20 protein-coding genes and 4 pseudogenes are annotated in these 18803 nt (G+C 70.1%); 10 read left to right on the plus strand and 14 right to left on the minus strand.

What is annotated here, in order from left to right; genetic code table 11:
- Positions 1-554 precede the first annotated feature (554 nt).
- The gene (locus IE217_RS07940) at positions 555-1919 is read left to right on the plus strand and encodes a Fic family protein (protein ID WP_190177040.1); all 1365 of its coding nucleotides are present in this window, start codon (positions 555-557) and stop codon (positions 1917-1919) included.
- Between the two features lie 31 nt (positions 1920-1950).
- Here IE217_RS07940 and IE217_RS07945 read toward each other — a convergent pair whose 3' ends face one another.
- Both IE217_RS07945 and IE217_RS35325 read right to left on the minus strand, forming a co-directional pair.
- Positions 1951-2091 carry a hypothetical protein gene (locus IE217_RS07945; protein ID WP_190177041.1) on the minus strand — a complete coding sequence of 47 codons (141 nt, stop codon included), beginning with the start codon at positions 2089-2091 and terminating at the stop codon, positions 1951-1953.
- Between the two features lie 95 nt (positions 2092-2186).
- Positions 2187-2375 (minus strand): annotated as a pseudogene (locus IE217_RS35325) (Tn3 family transposase); the annotation flags it as partial.
- 242 nt (positions 2376-2617) lie between these two features.
- Between IE217_RS35325 and IE217_RS07950 the strand changes: the two are divergent.
- Entirely contained in the window at positions 2618-3091 is a 474-nt protein-coding gene (locus IE217_RS07950; RefSeq protein ID WP_190177042.1) for a hypothetical protein, read from the plus strand.
- 105 nt (positions 3092-3196) lie between these two features.
- On the opposite strand, the gene IE217_RS07955 is transcribed toward IE217_RS07950, so the two are convergent.
- Positions 3197-3574 carry a fic family toxin-antitoxin system, toxin component gene (locus IE217_RS07955; RefSeq protein WP_190177043.1) on the minus strand — a complete coding sequence of 126 codons (378 nt, stop codon included), beginning with the start codon at positions 3572-3574 and terminating at the stop codon, positions 3197-3199.
- Positions 3574-3813 (minus strand): hypothetical protein, encoded by a 240-nt coding sequence (locus IE217_RS07960; RefSeq protein ID WP_190177044.1) that lies wholly within the window; start codon positions 3811-3813, stop codon positions 3574-3576. Before IE217_RS07960 ends, IE217_RS07955 begins: the two co-directional genes overlap by 1 nt.
- Positions 3814-4043: 230 nt before the next feature.
- On the opposite strand from IE217_RS07960, the gene IE217_RS07965 reads away from it, so the two are divergent.
- Positions 4044-4460, plus strand: coding sequence for a phage holin family protein (locus tag IE217_RS07965; RefSeq protein WP_190177045.1), 417 nt, complete (start codon positions 4044-4046; stop codon positions 4458-4460).
- Complete coding sequence (locus IE217_RS07970; protein WP_190177046.1) at positions 4436-5101, plus strand: DUF3618 domain-containing protein; 666 nt, start codon at positions 4436-4438, stop codon at positions 5099-5101. The genes IE217_RS07965 and IE217_RS07970 overlap by 25 nt, the downstream gene beginning before the upstream one ends.
- A gap of 794 nt (positions 5102-5895) precedes the next feature.
- Here the strand turns inward: IE217_RS07970 and IE217_RS07975 are convergent.
- The gene (locus IE217_RS07975) at positions 5896-7116 is read right to left on the minus strand and encodes a metal-dependent hydrolase family protein (protein WP_190177047.1); all 1221 of its coding nucleotides are present in this window, start codon (positions 7114-7116) and stop codon (positions 5896-5898) included.
- A 62-nt stretch (positions 7117-7178) separates the two neighbouring features.
- Here IE217_RS07975 and IE217_RS07980 point away from each other — a divergent pair, with 62 nt between their 5' ends.
- Positions 7179-7799, plus strand: coding sequence for a TetR/AcrR family transcriptional regulator (locus IE217_RS07980; RefSeq protein WP_190177048.1), 621 nt, complete (start codon positions 7179-7181; stop codon positions 7797-7799).
- A 337-nt stretch (positions 7800-8136) separates the two neighbouring features.
- Here IE217_RS07980 and IE217_RS35070 read toward each other — a convergent pair.
- From IE217_RS35070 to IE217_RS08010, 7 genes and pseudogenes are all read right to left on the minus strand, one after another.
- A pseudogene (locus IE217_RS35070) lies at positions 8137-8456 on the minus strand (AAA family ATPase); the annotation flags it as partial.
- Complete coding sequence (locus IE217_RS07985; RefSeq protein ID WP_190177049.1) at positions 8441-8731, minus strand: hypothetical protein; 291 nt, start codon at positions 8729-8731, stop codon at positions 8441-8443. The gene IE217_RS07985 and the pseudogene IE217_RS35070, both read right to left, overlap by 16 nt.
- A 151-nt stretch (positions 8732-8882) precedes the next feature.
- The gene (locus IE217_RS07990; RefSeq protein ID WP_190177050.1) at positions 8883-9611 is read right to left on the minus strand and encodes a sulfite exporter TauE/SafE family protein; all 729 of its coding nucleotides are present in this window, start codon (positions 9609-9611) and stop codon (positions 8883-8885) included.
- The gene (locus IE217_RS07995) at positions 9608-10099 is read right to left on the minus strand and encodes a MaoC family dehydratase (RefSeq protein ID WP_190177051.1); all 492 of its coding nucleotides are present in this window, start codon (positions 10097-10099) and stop codon (positions 9608-9610) included. The genes IE217_RS07990 and IE217_RS07995 overlap by 4 nt, the downstream gene beginning before the upstream one ends.
- Before the next feature lie 59 nt (positions 10100-10158).
- Positions 10159-10428 carry a YciI family protein gene (locus IE217_RS08000; protein ID WP_190177052.1) on the minus strand — a complete coding sequence of 90 codons (270 nt, stop codon included), beginning with the start codon at positions 10426-10428 and terminating at the stop codon, positions 10159-10161.
- Positions 10429-10634: 206 nt separating this feature from the next.
- Positions 10635-11273, minus strand: coding sequence for a DJ-1/PfpI family protein (locus IE217_RS08005; RefSeq protein WP_190177053.1), 639 nt, complete (start codon positions 11271-11273; stop codon positions 10635-10637).
- Entirely contained in the window at positions 11273-12244 is a 972-nt protein-coding gene (locus IE217_RS08010; protein ID WP_190177054.1) for a GlxA family transcriptional regulator, read from the minus strand. Before IE217_RS08010 ends, IE217_RS08005 begins: the two co-directional genes overlap by 1 nt.
- On the opposite strand from IE217_RS08010, the gene IE217_RS35330 reads away from it, so the two are divergent.
- On the plus strand, positions 12243-12638 hold the full coding sequence (locus IE217_RS35330; protein WP_373297989.1) for a transposase: 396 nt from the start codon (positions 12243-12245) through the stop codon (positions 12636-12638). The genes IE217_RS08010 and IE217_RS35330 overlap by 2 nt on opposite strands.
- Before the next feature lie 774 nt (positions 12639-13412).
- Positions 13413-14087 (plus strand): polysaccharide deacetylase family protein, encoded by a 675-nt coding sequence (locus tag IE217_RS08015; RefSeq protein ID WP_229865178.1) that lies wholly within the window; start codon positions 13413-13415, stop codon positions 14085-14087.
- A gap of 268 nt (positions 14088-14355) precedes the next feature.
- Here the strand turns inward: IE217_RS08015 and IE217_RS08020 are convergent.
- Positions 14356-14754 (minus strand): annotated as a pseudogene (locus IE217_RS08020) (D-alanyl-D-alanine carboxypeptidase family protein); the annotation flags it as partial.
- Between the two features lie 215 nt (positions 14755-14969).
- Here IE217_RS08020 and gad point away from each other — a divergent pair.
- Together gad and IE217_RS08030 are read left to right on the plus strand one after the other, a co-directional pair.
- Positions 14970-16397: a glutamate decarboxylase gene (gene gad / locus IE217_RS08025; protein WP_373297969.1), complete on the plus strand. Its 1428-nt coding sequence runs from the start codon at positions 14970-14972 to the stop codon at positions 16395-16397.
- 92 nt (positions 16398-16489) lie between these two features.
- On the plus strand, positions 16490-17359 hold the full coding sequence (locus IE217_RS08030) for a class II glutamine amidotransferase (protein WP_190177056.1): 870 nt from the start codon (positions 16490-16492) through the stop codon (positions 17357-17359).
- 16 nt (positions 17360-17375) lie between these two features.
- Here the strand turns inward: IE217_RS08030 and IE217_RS08035 are convergent.
- Positions 17376-17567: pseudogene (locus tag IE217_RS08035) on the minus strand (transposase); the annotation flags it as partial.
- Positions 17568-18049: 482 nt separating this feature from the next.
- On the opposite strand from IE217_RS08035, the gene IE217_RS08040 reads away from it, so the two are divergent.
- Complete coding sequence (locus tag IE217_RS08040; protein WP_190177058.1) at positions 18050-18604, plus strand: DMT family protein; 555 nt, start codon at positions 18050-18052, stop codon at positions 18602-18604.
- The last annotated feature ends 199 nt before the right edge of the window (positions 18605-18803 follow it).

Consider the following 18803-nt stretch of genomic DNA (forward strand, 5'->3'; position numbering starts at 1 on the left):
GGTCACCATCAGCTACACCCAGTCCTCCCGGACCGCCACCATTCTTAAGGGGTCACCATGCTGATCGTCACCCGTGAGGGCGACCGACGCGTCCCGGTGCAGATACGCCGCCGCCCGGTACACCGCCGCCGCCGGCAATGGCCCCCGGCTCCGCCGCCGAATCCAGCAGCCCGGCCACCTCCTGCGGATCACCGTTCACCAGCGGACCCGGATCCGCCCACCACACGTCGGCACCCGTACCCGCACTCACACCAGCCTCAAGTTCCTCTACTTCACCGGCAAGACAGTCCCGGCAGCGAACGGCCCCGAGCCGCTCGCCCTCGACCGCGTCCTGCCCGGCGCATGCGGTCCCTGGCCTCACAGGTTGGCCGGGGAAACGGGCCACGACCCCTACGGCTCGATCACCGCCCGGGTCTGGAGGCGGGTTCGCCCACCTGCCGCATCCCGGCGGGCATGGAAGTACGCCCGATGTCCCCGGTGCGGCCTGGTGAGTGTTCCGGCGCGGTTCGATAATCGGGTTGAACCAATAACCAGTAAGGCACGAGACTTGCGCGGTGTTCGTAGAGCTCTCGCCCCGCATCCTGACATGGGACGAGGTGGACCCCGCCCGTCATCCGTTCGACAGCGAGGCGGCGGCACGGGTGGTCAGATCGCTCGGGCCGGCCCGGCGGGTACCCCGACGCCCCGACCTACCGCCGGGTGACCGGGCCCTGTCCGACTGGGGCTGGGAGGAGGCCCGGCCCTGGGCCGATGCCATGACGCACGCTCTGGCCGAGCACTACGGCCGTTGGGTCGCCGGCTGGCGCTGGGCGCACGACGAGGGGGACTTTGACGGAGGGCCGGTCGGCAGCTGGTCCCGGCCCCAAGACTCGGTCACCACCCCGGACGAAACCCTCGACCGGGTCACCGCAGCACTGCGGGAGTGGCTGGAGGCCCTGGCCGCCCGGTTCGAGGCGTACCCGCTGGACCTGGCCGGCATCGACGACCAGCGGATCCTGTGGGACCGCACCGCCCGCAACCTCATCCTGCACGTCACCGACCGCACCGGCTGCGGCAGCGGCTGGTACGCGCACTGCCACCAGGTCCTGGTCTGGTTCCTCAGCCGCTGGGGCGTCCCTGCCGACGACGCCGAGTACCTAGTGGAGCAGGTGATCGGCGGCCGGTTCGAGAGCTGGACCGGCCCCGACCCGGTGCTGGTCGAGGACATCGCCGAACGCATCGCGGCCGGCGTACGGCGGGACGCGGCCGCCCGGGCCGGCGAGCCGACGTTGCCCGATCACCTGAAGCGCTGGCTCGCCGTGCGGGACGCGGTGCCATGGCATGAGGCCGCCGACAGCACCGGGGACACACCGGTGACACCCGTGCGCGACGGAATGGCGGAGGAGATCCGCACCTTCGACGCCATCCTGGACCCCGGCCGCGGACAGGGCCTGCTCGCCGCCCTGGAGCTGATGCGGGCCGACGCCGCGCGCGGTGCCCGGCTGGACTTCGCCCTCATCCAGCGCTGGCAACAGCATGTCCTTGCCACGCCCGGGCTGCCACCGCTGCGCAGCCTGCCCGCCTTCGCCAAGGGCGGCCGTGAACGCTACGGCATCGCCCCGGACACCCGCGCCCGTCTCGATTCCTGCCTCGCCGAAAGCGCAAAGGACACACTCCGGCCCCTGCCGCTGACTGCCCGGGCCGCACGCGCCTTCCTCGACGTGTGCTTCTTCCACCCCTTCGACGACGGCAACGCCCGCTCCGCCCTCCTCACCCTCCTCTTCGTCCTCGCCCGCGAAGACGTCGCACTCGACAGCGTGCAACTGCTACGCCGGGTCTCCTTCCACGCCGACGACCCACAAGACGCACTGACCCTCGCCCGGTACATCGACTTCCACCTGCGCGAAACCCGGCGACGAAGCTCCAACTCGGCCCCGTGAACGGACGGCAGCCTCGCTTTGGATCGCCTCGTCAGCGCGGCGGCGATCGGCAGCGCAGGACCGTGGAGATGTGGGTGATCCGGTCTTCCGGGTCCTTGCGCTCCTGCTCCTCGACGTGTTCGGCGAGCAGCTGGCGGACCGTCTCGTTCCGTGACGCCCCCCGCCGGGCCATGACGGCGGCCAGGCACCTACCTCCGCGACGCCCTCACCTGATGCCGGGGCCGTAGCGCGGCCGCCTCGACCACCCCGGCCCCGGCCGCTGACCCGGTACGGCGAGAGCCGGGCGCTTCCTCGTCGCGGACGTCGAAGCCGTCGGCGCGCGGCTGGGGGGACCGCGGCGTCCATGTAGCGGGTGTTGAACAGCGCGAGGGCCTTGAGGGCCAGGCTGAGCGCCCCCGATCCGGTCCTCCATGCCGTCCTGGTAGCGCGCTGGTACAGCTGCCAGGCCCGGCCGTATCGTAGGCGCGGACGGCCCCGGTGTGCATGGCGCCGCATCTTCTGGTCGGGCAGGCGCGAGCTGCGCGGCGTACGCGAACCCGCCCGGGGTGAGCAGGCCGAAGGCGATGTCGCTGTGCATGTGGACAATCCAAGTTGATCTTCCTTCGGCTTGCCGCTCGGGCCGTTGGCGGTGTTGATGCGGGCCGGAGAAGCCGCGCGCATAGAGTGAGATCTTCGATGGAGTGGCAGGGGTGCAGGCCGTGGAAATCACCGTCCAGTGGATATGGACGTCATGGACGAAAGAGGCCCGCGGAGGAGAGGCCGCCGCCCGTAGGAACGCGGCTCCGGCCGGCTTCACTGTCCCGTCCGTGCCGCCCTCGTTTGCCCACGTGGTCCGCATGCATGAACGCGACGGCTTCGAGCCCCGTGGCGTCGAGGAAGACCTGCGCAAGATCGACGTCCAGCTTCGCGAAGTCGACGGCCGGCTGCGCGTCCTTCCCCGACTGCAGCCCCTGTTCGCCATCCCGCCTCGGCCGCGACGGCCCCCAGCCGTGCGTCTTGCTCCCGGCCAGTGGCTCCGCTGGCAGCTCAACTACCGTTTCAGCAGCGCGGCGGGTGTGCGTGACTGGTCGTACTGGCTGGACACCTTCAACATCGCCTACGGCCCGGTGGATGCCGACGTGTTCCTGTCGGAGCCCACTGTCCACGTTGACGAGCAAGGACCGCTCCGGTAGCTGTGCCATGTGAAGGGGCCGTACGAGACCACCCGCGTACAGCTCGACCACCCCCTGCGCGCGTCTGCTCCCGGCGCCCGGAAGGTGGTGGTGGGCCTGCGGGCGTCAGGTGGCGGTGGGCCAGGTACGCAGCAGGGCTGCGATCTTCCCGGCGGTGCAGGCGGGGTCGAGGAGCAGGTCCTTGAGGGCGACGGCGTCCTCGCGGACTGGTTTGACGGTGATCCCGGCGGACTCGAGGTACATGACGCCGGACGCGGCGGCGACGGCCAGGTTGGAGCGCTCCAGCCAGCGGCACCGGCCCAGCGTGTGCACCAGAGCGGCGGCTTTGGCGTAGGGGCCGCCGTAGACGGGCTGCTCGAACAGCTCGGCCCGGTGGCGGGCGACCGCCGAGACGGGAACGCCGTAATCGTCAGGGGCCGGATCATTGGCCCCAGCGGCCTCGGCGACCTGCAGGATCCAGGGAACGTCGATGTGGAGATCCATCAGGCCCCGCGCGCTCCCCCAGGCGTCTGCTGGGCCTGTTCGGCCTCGTCGAAGACTGCCTGGTGTTCGGCCAGGAAGCGGGCGGCCGCGTCCACCGCACGGGCGCGCAGGCCGCTGGCATCGTCCTGTACGAGCCGGGCGAGGTAGTCCCCGATGCTCAGTCCCAGGTCGGCGGCGCGCTTCTTCGCGAGGTCCGCGACGTCCTCATCCACGCGCGCGCCCAACTGTGTCTTCGCCATACCGGCATGGTAACAGCCGTTACCGCGACGTGGGGCGGCGGCACCAGGAGCGGCGGTCTCCCCCGTCCGGTCACCATCTCCCGACATTCCGATGCCACCGTCTGGTGCCGGTCAGTGGACACCACCGCAACCGGTGTCGCCACCGGCAGCGCCGTACACACCGCCGCCCGTGCCGCCCACATCTCCGGCTGCGGGTGAAATGCCGGCGCCTCCGCATCCGGGGGTATGAGATGTCCTCGATCCGCCCGAACCAGGGCGGCCCGTACGGTGCCGACCAGTCCGTGGGTGAGCTGCTGTCTCAGGTGACCTCCGACGTCCAGACCCTCTTCCATCAGGAGGCCGAGCTGGCCAAGACCGAGATCAGGCAGGAAGCGACCAAGGCCGGCAAGGCGGCGGGCATGTACGGCGGCGCCGGTTTCGCCGGCTACATGACCCTGCTGTTCCTGTCTCTGGCCGCCGTCCTGGGACTGGCCAACGTGATGAACGCCGGTTGGGCCGCGCTGATCGTCACCGCCGTGTGGGCTGTGGTGGCAGCCGTGCTCTATGCGCAGGGCCGCGCCCGGATGCGCACCGTCTCCACCAGGCCCGAACAGACCGTCGAAACGATGAAGGAGAACACCCGATGGGCACGTCACCCGACCAGCTGAGGGCGGACATAGACGCCACCCGCGACCGCCTTTCCGCCGATGCGAACCGGCTCGCCGACCGGGCCAGGCCCCGCCAGATGGTCCGCCGCCGCACCGACCGGGTACGAGGCAAGGTCACCAGCCTCAGGGAGCGGGTCATGGGCTCCGCCTCCGACACCGCACAAAGCATCGCCGGCAACGCCCGGTCAGCGGCCGATTCCCTGCAGGAAGGCGCCGGACAAGCCACCGGCACCGCCCTTGACGCGGCCCAGCAGGCCGGTGAAGCCGTCAGGCAGGCACCCGAACAGGCCATACGACAGACCCAGGGGCATCCGCTGGCCGCCGGCCTGATCGCCTTCGGCACCGGCGTGCTGGCCTCCTCCCTCCTGCCGGCCTCGCAGAGCGAACAGCAGGCCGCCGCTGGCCTGATGGAACAGGGCCAAGAGGCCCTCGAGCCGGTGAAGCAGGCCGCGATCGAGTCCGCGCAGAGCCTGAAGGAAGGCGCCCGAGAGGCAGCACAGAGCGCGGCGGAGGAAGTGAAGGACACCGCTGGCCAGGCCGCCCGCGCCACTCAGAACGAAGCCCGCGATCAGGCCGGCACCGTCGCCGACCAGGCCCGCGACTCCGACCAGCACATCGCCGACCGAAGCCGGCAACAGTAATGCTCGTGTCACCGGCCCAAGCGGCTGCAGCTCCCTCACCAGGAGTGCCGACGGCCGGGCGACTGCGGGACCCATCGGGCCCAGGTTCCACAGCACAAGGCCGATCACGGCGAGTGCCAGGGCGCCCCCTCGCCAGGTAAGTCCACGACCAGGACATCGCGCGCCAGGCGGAGCTGCCGATTTCCGATGGCTTGCAAGGCCGCGGCCACCGCGGCACCGGCGGAACCAGACACGGGCGCCTGTGACTCCGTCGATCTGTTCGCTCGCTGGACGACTCCGCCGCCTGTCCGAACAGGAAGCGGGCCATCTCCGGCCGTATGAGGTCGGCGAACTCCTGGTCCTCCATGCCGGGTTGCTCCCCGCCGTACAGCGGGGCCGACGCCGTCACCCGCAGGCTCCCGGCCGCGGCAGCCGGGAGCGGGCCCCGGCGTTAAGAGGTCATCTCGATCTCACGCTGTCGGGCGTGCGGTGAGCGCGCCCTGAGCCGGTCCGGGGGCCCGAATCTGGTCCATCACCTACTCGAACTGGGTGTGGCCAGGCGGAAGGCCAGAGCACCCGCTGCTACCTGTTCGCCTTCCGGCTGGCCCACCCCGCCAAGGCTGTGCACCGCATCCCCCGCCCCTGCGGTCAGCAGGCATCTTCGAAGGATGCGTGCACTCGCTGACCACACTGGGCGGGGCGCGGCCGGGCAGATCCGCTACGGCAAACTCGCCTCCTCCCGCCGGGGGAAGCGGGTGGTCTTCCGCTCCGATCCGCGGAGGAGAACCGTGCGTCCCACCGCCCGAGAAGCCTTCTCAGAGGACGGAACCGGCTTTGATCACGTGCCGAAGGCGGCGCTCGGGGCGGGTGATGACGGTCAGGTCCGCGAGCGGGTCGCCGTCCACGACGAGGAGATCGGCGTGGGCTCCCGGTGCGAGGGTGCCGATCTCGCCCTCCATCCGCAGGAGGCGGGCCGCCGTGCTGGTGGCGGAGCGGATGACATCCGCGGCGGGCTGGACTTCGGCGCGCAGCGTGAACTCCTCAAGCTGCGCCGAGTGCAGCGGCCCGAGCAAGTCACTGCCGTACACCAGATTGACGCCCGCGCGGTGGGCTTTCTCCAGCGCGGCCAGCCCGTGGTCGCGGACCTCGGTGAGCTTGCGGTAGGACGACTCCGGCAGCCCGGACTGCCTGCTCAGTTTCGCCGTCTGCTCGTAAGCGACCAGGGTCGGCACCAGGAAGGCGTCCCGCTCCAAGAGCAGTTGGATGGTCGTCTCGTCGATCAGGTTGCCGTGTTCGATGCAGCGCACACCGGCCCGAAGGGCCCGGTCGATGGCGCGCGGGTGATAGGCGTGCGCGGTGACGTACCGGTTGTGGTTCTCCGCCTCCTGCACGGCGGCGCGTATCTCCTCCTCGCTGTACTGAACGGCCGCGATCTCGTCGTGCGGCGAGGCCACCCCGCCGGAGAGGAGCACCTTCAGATGGGCGGCGCCCTTGCGGAACTCGTCCCGGGCCGCTGCGCGGACGGCGTCGACGCCGTCCGCGATCCGGGCGAAGTGGGGACGGCTCTCGCAGCAGGGAACCGAGTCGTCCCCGAGGGGGCGCAGGTCGCCGTGGCCGCCGGTCTGGGAGAGCGCCTTTCCCCCGTGGACCAGTCGCGGGCCCAGAGCCAGGCCTTCGGCCAGGGCCTGGGCCATGCCGTGGTCGGCACCACCGACGTCCCGGACGGTGGTGAAGCCACGGCGCAGCATCCGTTCCGCCTCCGCGAGGGCCCGCACGGTCAGGTAGCCGGGCGTCCACGAGGCGACGGCGGTCATGTCGAGGGAGGTCACCAGCAGGTGGACGTGGGCGTCGATCAGGCCGGGCAGCACGGTGGCGCCGGCTGCACTGAGCACGCGCACATCCTGCCCCGCGCCGGGCGGGCGACCGGTGCCGGTGGCGGCGATCCGACCGTCGGCGACCTCGATCCAGGCGGGGTCCGTGCGGATACCGGTCTCGGGATGGAGCAGGTGGGCGTCGGTGATCAGCAGTCGGCTCATGGCGGTGGTCCTCTCCCCGTTTCAATACGACTCGTATTGAATACACTATGTATCGTGTTGTTGTGAACTCCTCCTCAGCCGGACCTTCCGCGCCCCGGCCCCCACGGCGCCGCGTCCACACCAGAGCCCGCATCCTCTCGGCGGCAGGCGAGTTGTTCCTGTCCGCGGGATACGCGCGGACGAGCATCGAAGACATCTGCACCGCCGCCGGCTACACCCGCGGAGCCTTCTACTCGAACTTCGCGACCAAGGAAGACCTGGTCCTGGCCCTGTTCGACGAGCAGGCGGCCGAGCGGATGAGCAAGCTGGAGCACCTGGCCGCCGCAGTCGGACCGTTGGGGCCTGAGGAACGGGCACGACGGCTGGTCGAGGCGCTGCTGCGCGTGGAGCCCGCGGAAACCGGGTGGATCCTCCTCTTCCTGGAGTTCCGCCTGCTGGCCGCCCGAACATCCGAACTCGCCCATCGGGTCGCCGCTCACGACCGCGCGGTGACGGCGGCGGTGGCGGTGCTACTGGAGCGGGTCCTGCCGGAGGTGCTACCGCGCGGGGCCTCCGCCGAGCAGGCCGCCGAGGTGATCCTGGCCGCCCGCGAGGGCCTGCTCGCCCGTACCGCCGCGGGCGGCCCCGCTGCTGAGGAGTTGCTGAGCGCGGCGACGGCGGTGCTGGCCGGGCTGCTGGGCTGACACGACGGAAGGGGCGGCCCCGTCACATGCCCGCCGTTCGCCGGTTCCGCATCCTCCTGGCTCTCACTGCGCGTCAGTGAAGGCCTGTCAGCTCCTGGGCCGCCAGGTTGCGCGGGATCCAAGGTTGTCGACCCAATACAACCTGCGCCCCGTCGGGGCGCGTGGAGGTCGGGTGCACGGGTGGCGAAGACGCCGGTGAGCGCTGGGCAGTTATTGAGCGGGGAGGCGGCCGCGCACGGCTGGTGCTGCGGGGCAACCCAGCGGTCACGGGTGCAGGCCGCGTTCGTACCTGCCCGGGCGCCCTACACCGTTGGATGCTGGGGCGCCGGGCGGTGGCTCAGGCCGGGAAACGGGCGGTGAAGGCTGACGCGTCCCAGTGGCCGCCCAGCGCCGGTGCAGCCAGCCGGGCGCAGCGGAGCGGAAGCCCTCGGGCGGCTGTGTGACCGCCCCGTCCGGTACTGCGCCCAGCAGGGGTGCGCCCACGTCTTTGGGGAGGTCGGTCAGACTGCAGCGGTCCGCGAGGTCCGGCGCTGTCGGCCAGCGCCCGATGACCACGCCGGGGCACGTGAGTCCGCGGGCCCGCAGTGCTTCGGCGGTCAGCTGGGTGATGTTGAGGGTGCCGAGCCCTGGCTGGGTGACCATCAGAGACCTGAGACCGCCACGTGGAGGAGGCGGCGGTGCAGGCCGTGGGCGAAGGGGGTGTAGAACCGAGCCCGCGTGCCCATCGCCGGCACCACGAGCGCCACCGGGGCATCCGGCCGCTCCGCACGCAGCAGCCCGACCCTGAACTCAGCGCCTCCGGACGACCGCACCCGCAGGGACTCCGCGGCAGCCGCCTCCTGCTTCCGGCCCACCGCTGGTCCCGCGCTGTCCGTCCGCGCCTGCTCCGAGGGCGCCCCGTCCTGTGACGTCTGCCGGTCATGATCCGTCATCTTCGTGCTCGTCCTCTCATCGATGTCGATTGGTCGCGGTCACCTGCTCGCGCTTCGCCGCCAGAAGGCGGCGTGACCCCAAGTGGCACAAGTGGCAAAGGAAGCGCCGCCGGCTGCCACCCATCCGGCCGGGTCGTTGAACGGTCCGGGATCACAGCACTCCCAGCCCCTTGGCCAGGGACGACACCCCGCCGGCCAGCGCGAGCAGCAGGACGAGCTGCCGGGCCCGCCTCTCCGGGACGCGCTGGGCGAGCGCCTTGCCCAAGACCGCGCCCACCAGCATGGCCACCACGGCTGTCGCCCACCCTGTCGAACCCAGCTGTGGCACGCCGTTGGCCCCTATGGAAAAGGCGTTCACGACGACGCCGTAGAACTGGGCGTTCGGCACGAACTCGTGGACGGTCCAGTCGGCGTTCATCGCGTAGATGGAGAGCGGAGGGCCGCCCAGTCCGGCCGAGGCATTCATGAACCCGCCCGCCGCCCCCGCGGCCACGGCCCCTTTGGAACCGGCCAAGGCGGACACACGCAGGCCGCGCATCACCAGCAGCACGGCCAGAGTCACCAGGAGACCCATGCCGACGAGCAGAACGGCCTGAGGCAGTTGGGCGGCCACCCATCTCCCGGCCGGGACGGTGCACGCGGAAGCGACGACCAGCGGCACCATGGCCGTGAGCCGTACCCGCCGCCAGCCGCCGACGAGCCCGGCGGCGCTGATCGCACCGGCCGCGCAGTTGGCCAGGGCGACGCCCTGGAGCGGACCGAGCAGCAGCACGAGCGCGGGCACGGCGGCGAGCGCGAAGCCCATCCCCGTCAACCACTGCACACAGGCCCCCACCGTGACGATGCTCGCGAGGAGCAGCTGCGCCGTCCCGCCGGTCATGCGCCGTCGCGGGTGCGCAGCAGGTTGACGACCGTCACCCGCAGCACCGGCTCGTCGTCCTGGTCGAGGAGCTCGGCGCGTGTGCGCACGACGCCCCGCCGCCGGTCCGAGCGAGAGAGGCGGGTGTCGAGGGTATGGAGACGCAGGCGGAGCCGGTCGCCGGGGCGCACGGGCTTGAGCCAGCGCAGTTCGTCCACTCCGGGGCTGCCGAGACTTGCGACCGTGGACAGGTAATGCTTGGCGAACAGCTGCATCATCAGGGCGGCGGTGTGCCATCCACTGGCGACCAGTCCGCCGAACGGCCCTTGCTTCGCCGCGACGGGATCGGCATGGAGGGACTGGGGGTCGTACTGAGACGCGAACCGGATGATCTCCTCCTCGGTGACCGTGACGCTGCCGTACTCGTAGGTCGCGCCCGCCCTGTAGTCCTCGAAGTACCGGTCCTCGATAGGAGCGGAGAATCCATCCGTGCACCGAGAGTCGTCCATATCTCCCTTACCCCTTTCTCTCTTTCCCGGTTGAAGCGGCGCGAGGAGCAGCGCGGCCGTTACTGGCACCGGTGACGGCCCGGTCCACGGCTTGAACGGAGGCGCCGCATGGCGCTCATCCATCGCCAACGAGTCCACCAGCCGGCCACCAGGTGGAGAAACGACGGCCCCACCCGGCACGGATGCACCCCCACCTCGCGCCGGACACCGTCGACCACGTACGGCTCCACGCGCAGCCATGCGTCCAGATCCTCGCGGGAGTCAGCGGCCACGACCAGCATCGAACCGATCACCACCGGGTGATCGTAGGCGATGACCAGGCAGTGCATTCCGTTCCTCCCCGGAGGGTGCCGCCACCCGACGTGCACAGCATGTGCCGCCGGGCTGGCGGTGACTTCCGAGCTGATCGGAGCCGTCCCGAACCCGCTGATGCGCCGTCAGCGACGCGCTTCCCGCCCCGCCGTACATGCCACAGCCCGATTCAAATCCGGCCTGGCCGACACCTGATCTCATACGAAGCAGCCTCTTGAGGGTGTCAGACGGCGCCGACGGCGAGGTCGCTCGCACGCAGGGCGGCGACGAGAGCGGCAGGGGCGGTGGCGACGGAACCTGCGTTGTACGGCGGCTGGGGGTCGTACTCGACGACGAGCTGAACAGCTCGAGCAATCTCGTCACCGGCCATGCGGCCGGTCAGGCTCAGGGCGAGATCGATTCCGGCCGAGACGCCGGCGGCGGTGGCGTACTTGCCGTCGACGACGACCCGTTCCCTTGCGGGAGAGGCGCCGAACGCCCAGAGGTGGTCGAGGCAGACCCAGTGCGAGGTCGCCCGGCGGCCGGTGAGCAGGCCGGCGGCCCCCAGTAACAGGGACCCGGAGCAGACCGAGGCGGTCCAGGTGCTGGTCTCATCGACACGACGGATCCAGTCAAGGGTGGGCTCGTCCGCAAGAAGGTCCGCGGTTCCGGGGCCGCCCGGCACGAGGAGGACATCGGGTGCGGTCACCTCCTGGAGTGCGGCATCGGCACTGAGGGCAAGACTCGTCATCTCCGTACGGACCGGGCCCGGCTGGGCTGCGGTGAAAACGACCTCCGCGCCGGGGATACGGGAGAGGATCTCGTACGGTCCGACGGCGTCCAGTGCTGTGAAGCGGTCGTACAGCAGAACGGCGATCTGCATCAGTCTTCTCCGGTTCGGTAAGTACGAAAGCGGCGTCGGTACTCGGTGGGCGCTACGGCGAGAGCGCGGACGAAGGCGCGCCGCATCGACTCCGGGGTGCCGAAGCCGCAGGCCCGGGCGATCTCCTCGATGCCGTCCTCGGTGTCTTCCAGCCGTCGGCGGGCCGCCTCCAACCGAACGCCGTCAACGTACCGGCCCGGTGTCACCCCCACCTCGGCGGCGAAGGTGCGCGCGAAGTGGCGAGGCGACAGGGCGCAACGCTCGGCGAGTGCGGTCACCGAGAGGTCGCCGTCGGGATGTTCGGCGATCCAGTACTGGACGTCGCGCAGCGGATGCCGTTCGGCAAGCTGGGCGGCGAGTTGGGTACTGAACTGTGCCTGACCGCCCGGCCTGCGCAGGAACACCACCAGGTGCCTGGCCACCTGCAGCGCGGCATCCCGGCCGAGATCCTCCTCGACCAGCGCCAAGGCGAGGTCGATGCCTGCTGTGACGCCGGCCGAGCTGGCGATGTTCCCGTCCTTGACGTAGATCGGTCCGGGATCGACGTCGATGTCCGGAAAACGCCGCGCGAGCGAGTCGCAGTACGCCCAGTGCGTGGTGGCACGCCGTCCGGCCAGCAGCCCGGCCTCCGCGAGCAGGAAGGCCCCGGTGCACACCGACACCACGCGCTCGGCCCCGGCCGCCAGTTGCCCGACCCGGCGTACCACCGCCGGATCGGGGGCGCTCGTGCCCGCACCGCCTGGCACCAGGAGCGTGTGAGCCGGTCCGACGTGGTCGAGGTCATCATCGGCCAGCAGCCGCAGCCCGCTGGACGTGCGCACCGGGCCGCCACCGGGGCTGGCCGTCGTGATCCGGTACAGATGCGGCTGACCCACGGCGGCACCCGCCCCGACGAAAGCCTCCAGGGGGCCGGTCACGTCAAGGCTCTGCACGCCCTCGTAGAGGACGATGACTATGCGGATGGACCTCATGCGGCTCAGCCTGACAGCGGGTCGGCACGGCAGCAATGACGCGTTTCCCACCTTTCCTGCCCTCATCGAGACGACTGACGCCCAGTGGGCCCGCTTCGAGCCGTTGCTGCCGGACCGGACTACTCGGCGGGGTGGGCGGTGGCTTGATCACCGGCAGGTGGTCGTCACGATCGCGTTCAAGTACCGCACTGGCAAGCGTGGATGGACTTGCCCGAGCATTTCGGTAAAGTCCCGTGCCCCCGTCAACCGGGCGTCCTGCTGCTACGGAGGGCGGCAGTCGGCGACCGCGCCGCCTGGATCGTCCAGCAGGGCGTTGCGGCCAGTGATGCGTTTACCGACCGGTTCCCGCCGTGCTTCGAAGGCCTGGCCGAGCGGCTGGGGCTCGGCGCAGTAAGGCACTGACGCATCTGCCGCATGCCGTTCGCCCATCACCGAGGCGGGTCAGGGCGCCCGGTGTCCCGGTCTGCTGCGAGGTGGTGCCCGTGTGTAGGGGCGGTCAGTCGGCGGGGGCCGGCAGCGGGACGGCCCACTCCAGAAGTGCGCCAGCGGGTTCGCAGGATGTGAGGGTGAGGGTGCCGCCGAGTTCCTCGGCTCGGGTACGGAAGTTGGCCGGTCCGTTGCGGCGGCAACTCGACGACATCCTCTCCCGCTGCCCGCAGATGGCCGCGCTCCGAGGACACGTCGAGTCCTTCGCCCGCATGATCTGCGACCGCACCGGCACCGCTCTGCTGACCGGATCCGCGCTGCATGTTGGTCGACCGTGGGGTGCACGAGCGGTGCGGCGCGCTGCTGAACGCGACACTGGGCGGTGCGGACAGCCCTGGCAGGTGACATCGATCGGCAGAGGCACGGCCGGCGAGGCGAGCATTCGTGGTCGGTCAGCTCGTAGACGGCCGTCTTTATCGCCGTCACCTTGAGCGCGTCGCGCAGGAGGTGGCCGGTGTCGCGGGGGACGCTGAAGGTCCAATGCGGAGGCAAGAAGGGGGGCGCGGTGCGGCGCAAGACGACACGGGATGCAGCCTGGGTGCTGCCCGTGCTCGGGGCGGTCAGCGTGCTGGTGGGAGCCGCGGTGCTGGGACTGCCAGGGCATGGGCATGGGCATGCGGGCGGCTCGACAGCAAGCCGATCGAACGGCCGGGGGCAGGCGACCGCCTCGTCTACGTCGTCGTTGCTCTACGACTCCGAGCGGCCGCCGGCGAATCAGAAGTCCGCACCCGATCCACACCTGCCCGCCCCGGTAGTGAGCATGGACATTGCCCACGCATCGGACAAGGGAACGCATGCCGTCAACATCACCATCGACGACGGCCCGGACCCGGTGTGGACGCCGCGCGTACTGCAGGTACTCAAGGACGACGGTGTCAAAGCGGTCTTCTGCATGATCGGGGAGGAAGCGGCCGGCTATCCCGCCGTGGTGCGGCAGGTCGTCGCCGACGGGCACCGGTTGTGCGACCACAGCCTTCATCACGACACGACGATGGGTCGTAAGCCACCTTCCTACCAGTACAGCGAAATCGTCAACGCGAAAGGGGAGATCGAGCGTGCCTCGGGAGGCGTGAAGCCGCTCTACTACCGCGCGCCGGGCGGCGCGTTCACCCCCTACAGTCGGCAGATCGCCGCGTCGATAGGCATGCGCCCGCTCGGCTGGAACATCGACGCCCGGGACTACAAGCGATCCGGTGCGCTGACGATCGTGACTACCGTGGAGCATGAGCTGCCCAACGGCCCCACGATCCTTTTCCATGACGGCGGCGGGGATCGATCGCAGACGGTCGCCGCGCTCGCCGCGCTCCTGCCCCGTCTGCGGCAGCAGGGCTATGCTTTCGGTTTTCCCGTGCGGTGAAATACGCAGCGCCCAGGAGTTGTGTTCCGTCGGGACCAGATCATCGGCGAGGCTGTGGAACGCCGGCTCTGAGCAGGCGGGCACATTCTGGAACAACACAATCGCGTCCCTGTGAGCCGAACTGCTCATGACCCCTGGGCTGGCGGAGCGGACGATGGAGAGTGTGCTGTCGTCAGCCGTGCTCAGGAATCGGTGATCCCTCTGGGCAAGTTGGCCTTCGGACGGATCGCCGTGGAAACGGACGACTCCCCCGGCAGGGCGCGGGGCGGGGACACGAGCGGCCGAGCGCGGCGCTCTGCGGTGGCACCAGTTCGCCCACCGGGGTCACCTTGCCGTCTGCTTGGAAACCCCGGTCGAGAAGCTTGGCGGTCTCCTTGTAGACCTCCTTGTGCTCGCGTTTCGCCGGGTGCATCACCGTGCCGATCAGCACCTTGCCGTTCCGCTGGGCGGCTCCGGTGAAGGTGGCGCCGGCGTTGGTGGTCTCGCCGTTCTTCACGCCTGCGATGCCCTGGTAGACGGGTACGTCGGTGTCGCCGCTCAGAAGCCGATTGGTGTAGGGGATCTGACGGGAGTCGAACGTGGCACTGACCGTCGAGCAGTAGTCGCGGAAGTCCTTCTTGTGCAGCCCGGAATAGCCGTCGGGCGTGACCACGTGCGTGTCCAGGGCATCCTGCGCGCCATCGCCCTGCTGGCCGCGGCGGCCGCACTCGGCCCGACGCCTGCGCCGCTGAATCAGGCGGCGCCATGTCCAACCGCCACCGCCACCGCTCGCGCGGAGGGGCATCGCCTTCTTCGATCCTTCCTCTCACTTTCTGCCGGGTTCGCAGCACGGGGCGGGGGAACCCCGCACAACACCACACCGACCAGGGCAGAAGGGACCGAATGCGGATGACGGTGAAGCGCGACAACCGCGGCGAGAGCAGGGACCTGGAAGTCAACCCCATCTTCAGCCGGGAGCCCATCCGGGTACCCCGGTATGCGCTGCCGGACGGGGAGATGGAGCCGGACACCGCCTACCAGGTGGTCCACGACGAGTTGATGCTCGACGGCAACGCCCGGCAGAACCTGGCGACGTTCGTCTCGACCTGGGCTGAACCCGAGGCCCGGCGGCTGATGGCCGAGTGCGCCGAGAAAAACATGATCGACAAGGACGAGTATCCGCAGACCGCGGAACTCGAGAACCGGTGCGTCCACATGCTCGCCCGGCTCTGGCACGCCGAGGACCCACGCCACGCGATGGGCTGCTCGACCACCGGATCGAGCGAGGCGGCGATGCTGGGAGGCCTGGCGCTGAAGCGGCGCTGGCAGCACAACCGCCGCGCCGAGGGCAAGCCGGCCGATAAGCCCAACCTCGTCATGGGCATCAACGTCCAGATCTGCTGGGAGAAGTTCGCCGACTACTTCGAGGTCGAGCCCCGCTACGTGCCCATGGAGGGCGACCGCTACCACCTCACCCCCGACAAGGCGGTGGAGCTGTGCGACGAGAACACCATCGGCGTGGTCGCCGTCCTCGGCTCAACCTTCGACGGCAGTTACGAGCCCGTCGCCGGCATCGCCGCGGCCCTGGACGACCTGCAGTCCCGTACAGGGCTGGACATCCCCATCCACGTCGACGGGGCTTCCGGGGGAATGATCGCGCCGTTCCTCGACCCGGACCTGAAGTGGGACTTCAGGCTGCCTCGGGTCGCCTCGATCAACACCTCCGGGCACAAGTTCGGGCTGGTCCTGCCCGGGGTGGGCTGGGCGCTGTGGCGGGACAGGGACGCCCTGCCCGACGACCTGGTCTTCCACGTCAACTACCTCGGCGGGGACATGCCGACGTTCGCGCTGAACTTCTCCCGGCCAGGCGCCCAGGTCGTCGCGCAGTACTACAACTTCCTGCGCCTGGGCTTCGACGGCTACCGGCGAGTCCAGCAGACCTGCCGTGACGTCGCCACCCGGCTCGCCGCCGAGATCGCCAAACTCGAGCCCTTCGAGCTGATCACCGACGGCAGCGACATCCCCGTGTTCGCCTTCCGGATCCGCGAGGACATCGACCACTTCAGCGTCTTCGACGTCTCCGCGGCACTGCGCGAACAGGGCTGGCTGGTGCCGGCCTACACCTTCCCCAAAGACCGCACCGACCTGGCCGTCCTGCGCATCGTGGTCCGCAACGGTTTCAGTCACGACCTCGCCGACCTGCTTCTTGAGGATCTGCGCCGCGTCCTGCCCCGGCTGGACAAGCAGCACGAGCCGCACCGCGACGACGAGCCCGGCGGCTTCGCCCACGGCGCCGAGACCAAGAACCCCCGGACGCCCGGCCGCCACTGACACCGACCCCCACCCACCGCCGGACACCGGCCCGTGCGCGCACCCCTGCAAGCGCCGGGCTGGCTGCCCGGCGACCAAGAAGAAGGAGAACCATGTGTCGCCTGTTCGGTCTCAGCAGCGCTCCGCAGCGCACCTCCGCGACGTTCTGGCTGCTGGACGCCCCCGACAGCCTCAGCCGGCAAAGCCACAAGGACCCCGACGGCACCGGTCTGGGCTACTTCTCCGCTGACGGCACCCCGCACGTCGACAAGGCCCCGATCGCCGCCTACCAGGACCGCGCCTTCGCCGAAGAAGCCCGGCAGGTCGAGTCGGCCACCTTCGTCGCCCACGTGCGTTACGCCTCCACCGGCAGCCTGGACACGCGCAACACCCACCCCTTCAAACAGGAGGAACGGCTGTTCGCGCACAACGGCGTCATCGAGGGCCTCGACAAGCTCGACGACCACCTGGGCGAGGACCGCTCCCTGGTCAAGGGCGACACCGACTCCGAACGGTTCTTCGCCCTGATCACCCGGGAGACGAGGCAGAACGGCGGCGACGTCGCCGCAGGCATTGAGCACGCCGCCCGGTGGATCGCGCAAAACCTGCCTGTATACGCCCTCAACCTCGTCCTCATCACCCCCGAGCATCTGTGGGCGCTGCGCTATCCGGACACCCACGAGCTATATGTCCTCGAGCGTCCGGCGGGCGGCCAGCACGGCAGCCGGCATCTCGATCACAGCGGCAGCCACGGGCGCATGCGCATCCACTCCGAGAACCTGACCGACCACCCGGCCGTCGTCGTCGCCAGCGAATGCCTGGACGACAATCCCCACTGGCGTCAGATGGAGCCTGGGGAACTCCTCCATGTCGGTCCCGACCTGCACACCACCCACCGCGTAGTCCTGCCGGGGCCCCCGGCACACCGGCTCAGCCTCCAGGACCTCAACCCCGACGCCGCCGCCTCACAGAAAGCCGCCTAGGTTCTGTCGTCAAACATCACGTCCACATCAGCAGGGCTGCGAGGGTGACGGCTGCTTGGTAGGACTCGGTGGTCTTGTCGTACCGGGTGGCGATGCCGCGCCACTGCTTCAACTTGTTGAAGCACCGTTCCACCACGTTGCGCCGCTTGTAGGTGTCGCGGTCGAAGGCCGGGGGCCGTCCGCCACGGCTGCCGCGGTTCAGCCGGTTATCGACGTCGCTGTCCCACGCGCAGAAACAGATCGCCATCGCCTGGCTCGCGGGCGAGAACCCCCGCCACTCCCCCGAGGTGCACGAGAGCCTCCACCAGTTGCCGAATGCTGCCTTCGACGCCGATTTAATCGGTACCTGGGAGAAGTGTCAGCGTCCCTACGAATTCGAAACCGTCGGCGGGCACTACCGGTTCGGCCTGCAGAGCTGAGCCATAGCGCCTGGTGAGGCCGCGGCACGCTCTGCGGCGCCTCCGCCCGGTCGCCCCCCGTAGGGATCGAAACGCTGTCCAGCTCACCACGCAACGCCCCGGCCGGTGCGGATACGTGGTTCCCCATCGCCCCGAGAGGAGGCCCATCGTGCCGACCGTCGTGTCACTGCTCCTTGCCGTGCTCGCGGCAGCAGCAACGCCCTGGGAACCGTGATGCAACGTCGGGCAGCCCTGATCGTGCCGCAGTCCAACGGTTTTCCGGATCGGCCTGATGTGGGACCTGTTGCATACGCCCGTCTGGCTGCTGGGCATCGGAGGCGTCGTCCTCGCGGTGCTGTGCCAAGGCGCCGCGCTGGCTACCGGTCCGCTGGCCGTAGTGCAGCCGACCTGCATACTGGAGCTGCCGTTCGCGCTGCTCGTCGCAGGCGTCGCCTTCCGCCGCCCGATGTCCCAGGCGGCCTGGCTTGGTGTCGGCGGCATCGTCGTCGGACTTGCTCTGGCGCTGTTCGCGGCCGCACCGGGCGGCGGCACCCTCCAGGCCCCCGCCTCCCGGTGGCTAGCGGTGATGACCTGCTGCCTGGGAGCCATGGCGGTGCTGTGCGCCGTCGCGGTCCAGCGCCCCATGGGCCGGAGCCGCGCCGCCTGCATGGGCCTGGCTGCCGCCGTCGGCTACGCACAGACCGCTGCCCTGATGAAGTCCTCCACCGACACCTTCAGCCGGCGAGGGCATCGCCGCCTGTTTCACCTCCTGGCAGACCTACGCCGTCGCCGCGCTGGGCGTGTGCGCTGTTCCTGCTGGAGAACGCCATGCAGCCCGGACCGCTGATCGCCTCCCAGCCGGCGCTGACCCCCGCAGGCGCGCTGGTGCTGCGGTGGCACAGGGACCTGGTTGCGCGCCGGGATGCCGCCCAGTCCCGGCCCAAGCGCCCGGGTCGGCTGCGGACCGTGCACTCCCTACGGGCCCTTGTACTCCGTCTCGCACGCGAGAATCCCCACCACCGGGGCCACTGGAGGATGAACGGCGA

It is taken from the genome of Streptomyces naganishii JCM 4654 (genome assembly GCF_014650575.1).
Taxonomy (GTDB): Bacteria; Actinomycetota; Actinomycetes; order Streptomycetales; family Streptomycetaceae; genus Streptomyces; species Streptomyces naganishii.

Coding starts and splice junctions, on each gene's coding strand:
- IE217_RS08030 (WP_190177056.1), top strand. CDS start 16,490: ATGTGTCGCCTGTTCGGTCTCAGCAGCGCTCCGCAGCGCACCTCCGCG.
- IE217_RS07965 (WP_190177045.1), top strand. CDS start 4,044: ATGTCCTCGATCCGCCCGAACCAGGGCGGCCCGTACGGTGCCGACCAG.
- IE217_RS07955 (WP_190177043.1), bottom strand. CDS start 3,574: ATGGATCTCCACATCGACGTTCCCTGGATCCTGCAGGTCGCCGAGGCC.
- IE217_RS08000 (WP_190177052.1), bottom strand. CDS start 10,428: ATGCACTGCCTGGTCATCGCCTACGATCACCCGGTGGTGATCGGTTCG.
- IE217_RS08040 (WP_190177058.1), top strand. CDS start 18,050: ATGTGGGACCTGTTGCATACGCCCGTCTGGCTGCTGGGCATCGGAGGC.
- IE217_RS08005 (WP_190177053.1), bottom strand. CDS start 11,273: ATGCAGATCGCCGTTCTGCTGTACGACCGCTTCACAGCACTGGACGCC.
- IE217_RS08010 (WP_190177054.1), bottom strand. CDS start 12,244: ATGAGGTCCATCCGCATAGTCATCGTCCTCTACGAGGGCGTGCAGAGC.
- IE217_RS07985 (WP_190177049.1), bottom strand. CDS start 8,731: ATGACGGATCATGACCGGCAGACGTCACAGGACGGGGCGCCCTCGGAG.
- IE217_RS07960 (WP_190177044.1), bottom strand. CDS start 3,813: ATGGCGAAGACACAGTTGGGCGCGCGCGTGGATGAGGACGTCGCGGAC.
- IE217_RS07970 (WP_190177046.1), top strand. CDS start 4,436: ATGGGCACGTCACCCGACCAGCTGAGGGCGGACATAGACGCCACCCGC.
- IE217_RS07990 (WP_190177050.1), bottom strand. CDS start 9,611: ATGACCGGCGGGACGGCGCAGCTGCTCCTCGCGAGCATCGTCACGGTG.
- IE217_RS07975 (WP_190177047.1), bottom strand. CDS start 7,116: ATGAGCCGACTGCTGATCACCGACGCCCACCTGCTCCATCCCGAGACC.
- IE217_RS07995 (WP_190177051.1), bottom strand. CDS start 10,099: ATGGACGACTCTCGGTGCACGGATGGATTCTCCGCTCCTATCGAGGAC.
- gad (WP_373297969.1), top strand. CDS start 14,970: ATGCGGATGACGGTGAAGCGCGACAACCGCGGCGAGAGCAGGGACCTG.
- IE217_RS35330 (WP_373297989.1), top strand. CDS start 12,243: ATGCGGCTCAGCCTGACAGCGGGTCGGCACGGCAGCAATGACGCGTTT.
- IE217_RS07945 (WP_190177041.1), bottom strand. CDS start 2,091: ATGGCCCGGCGGGGGGCGTCACGGAACGAGACGGTCCGCCAGCTGCTC.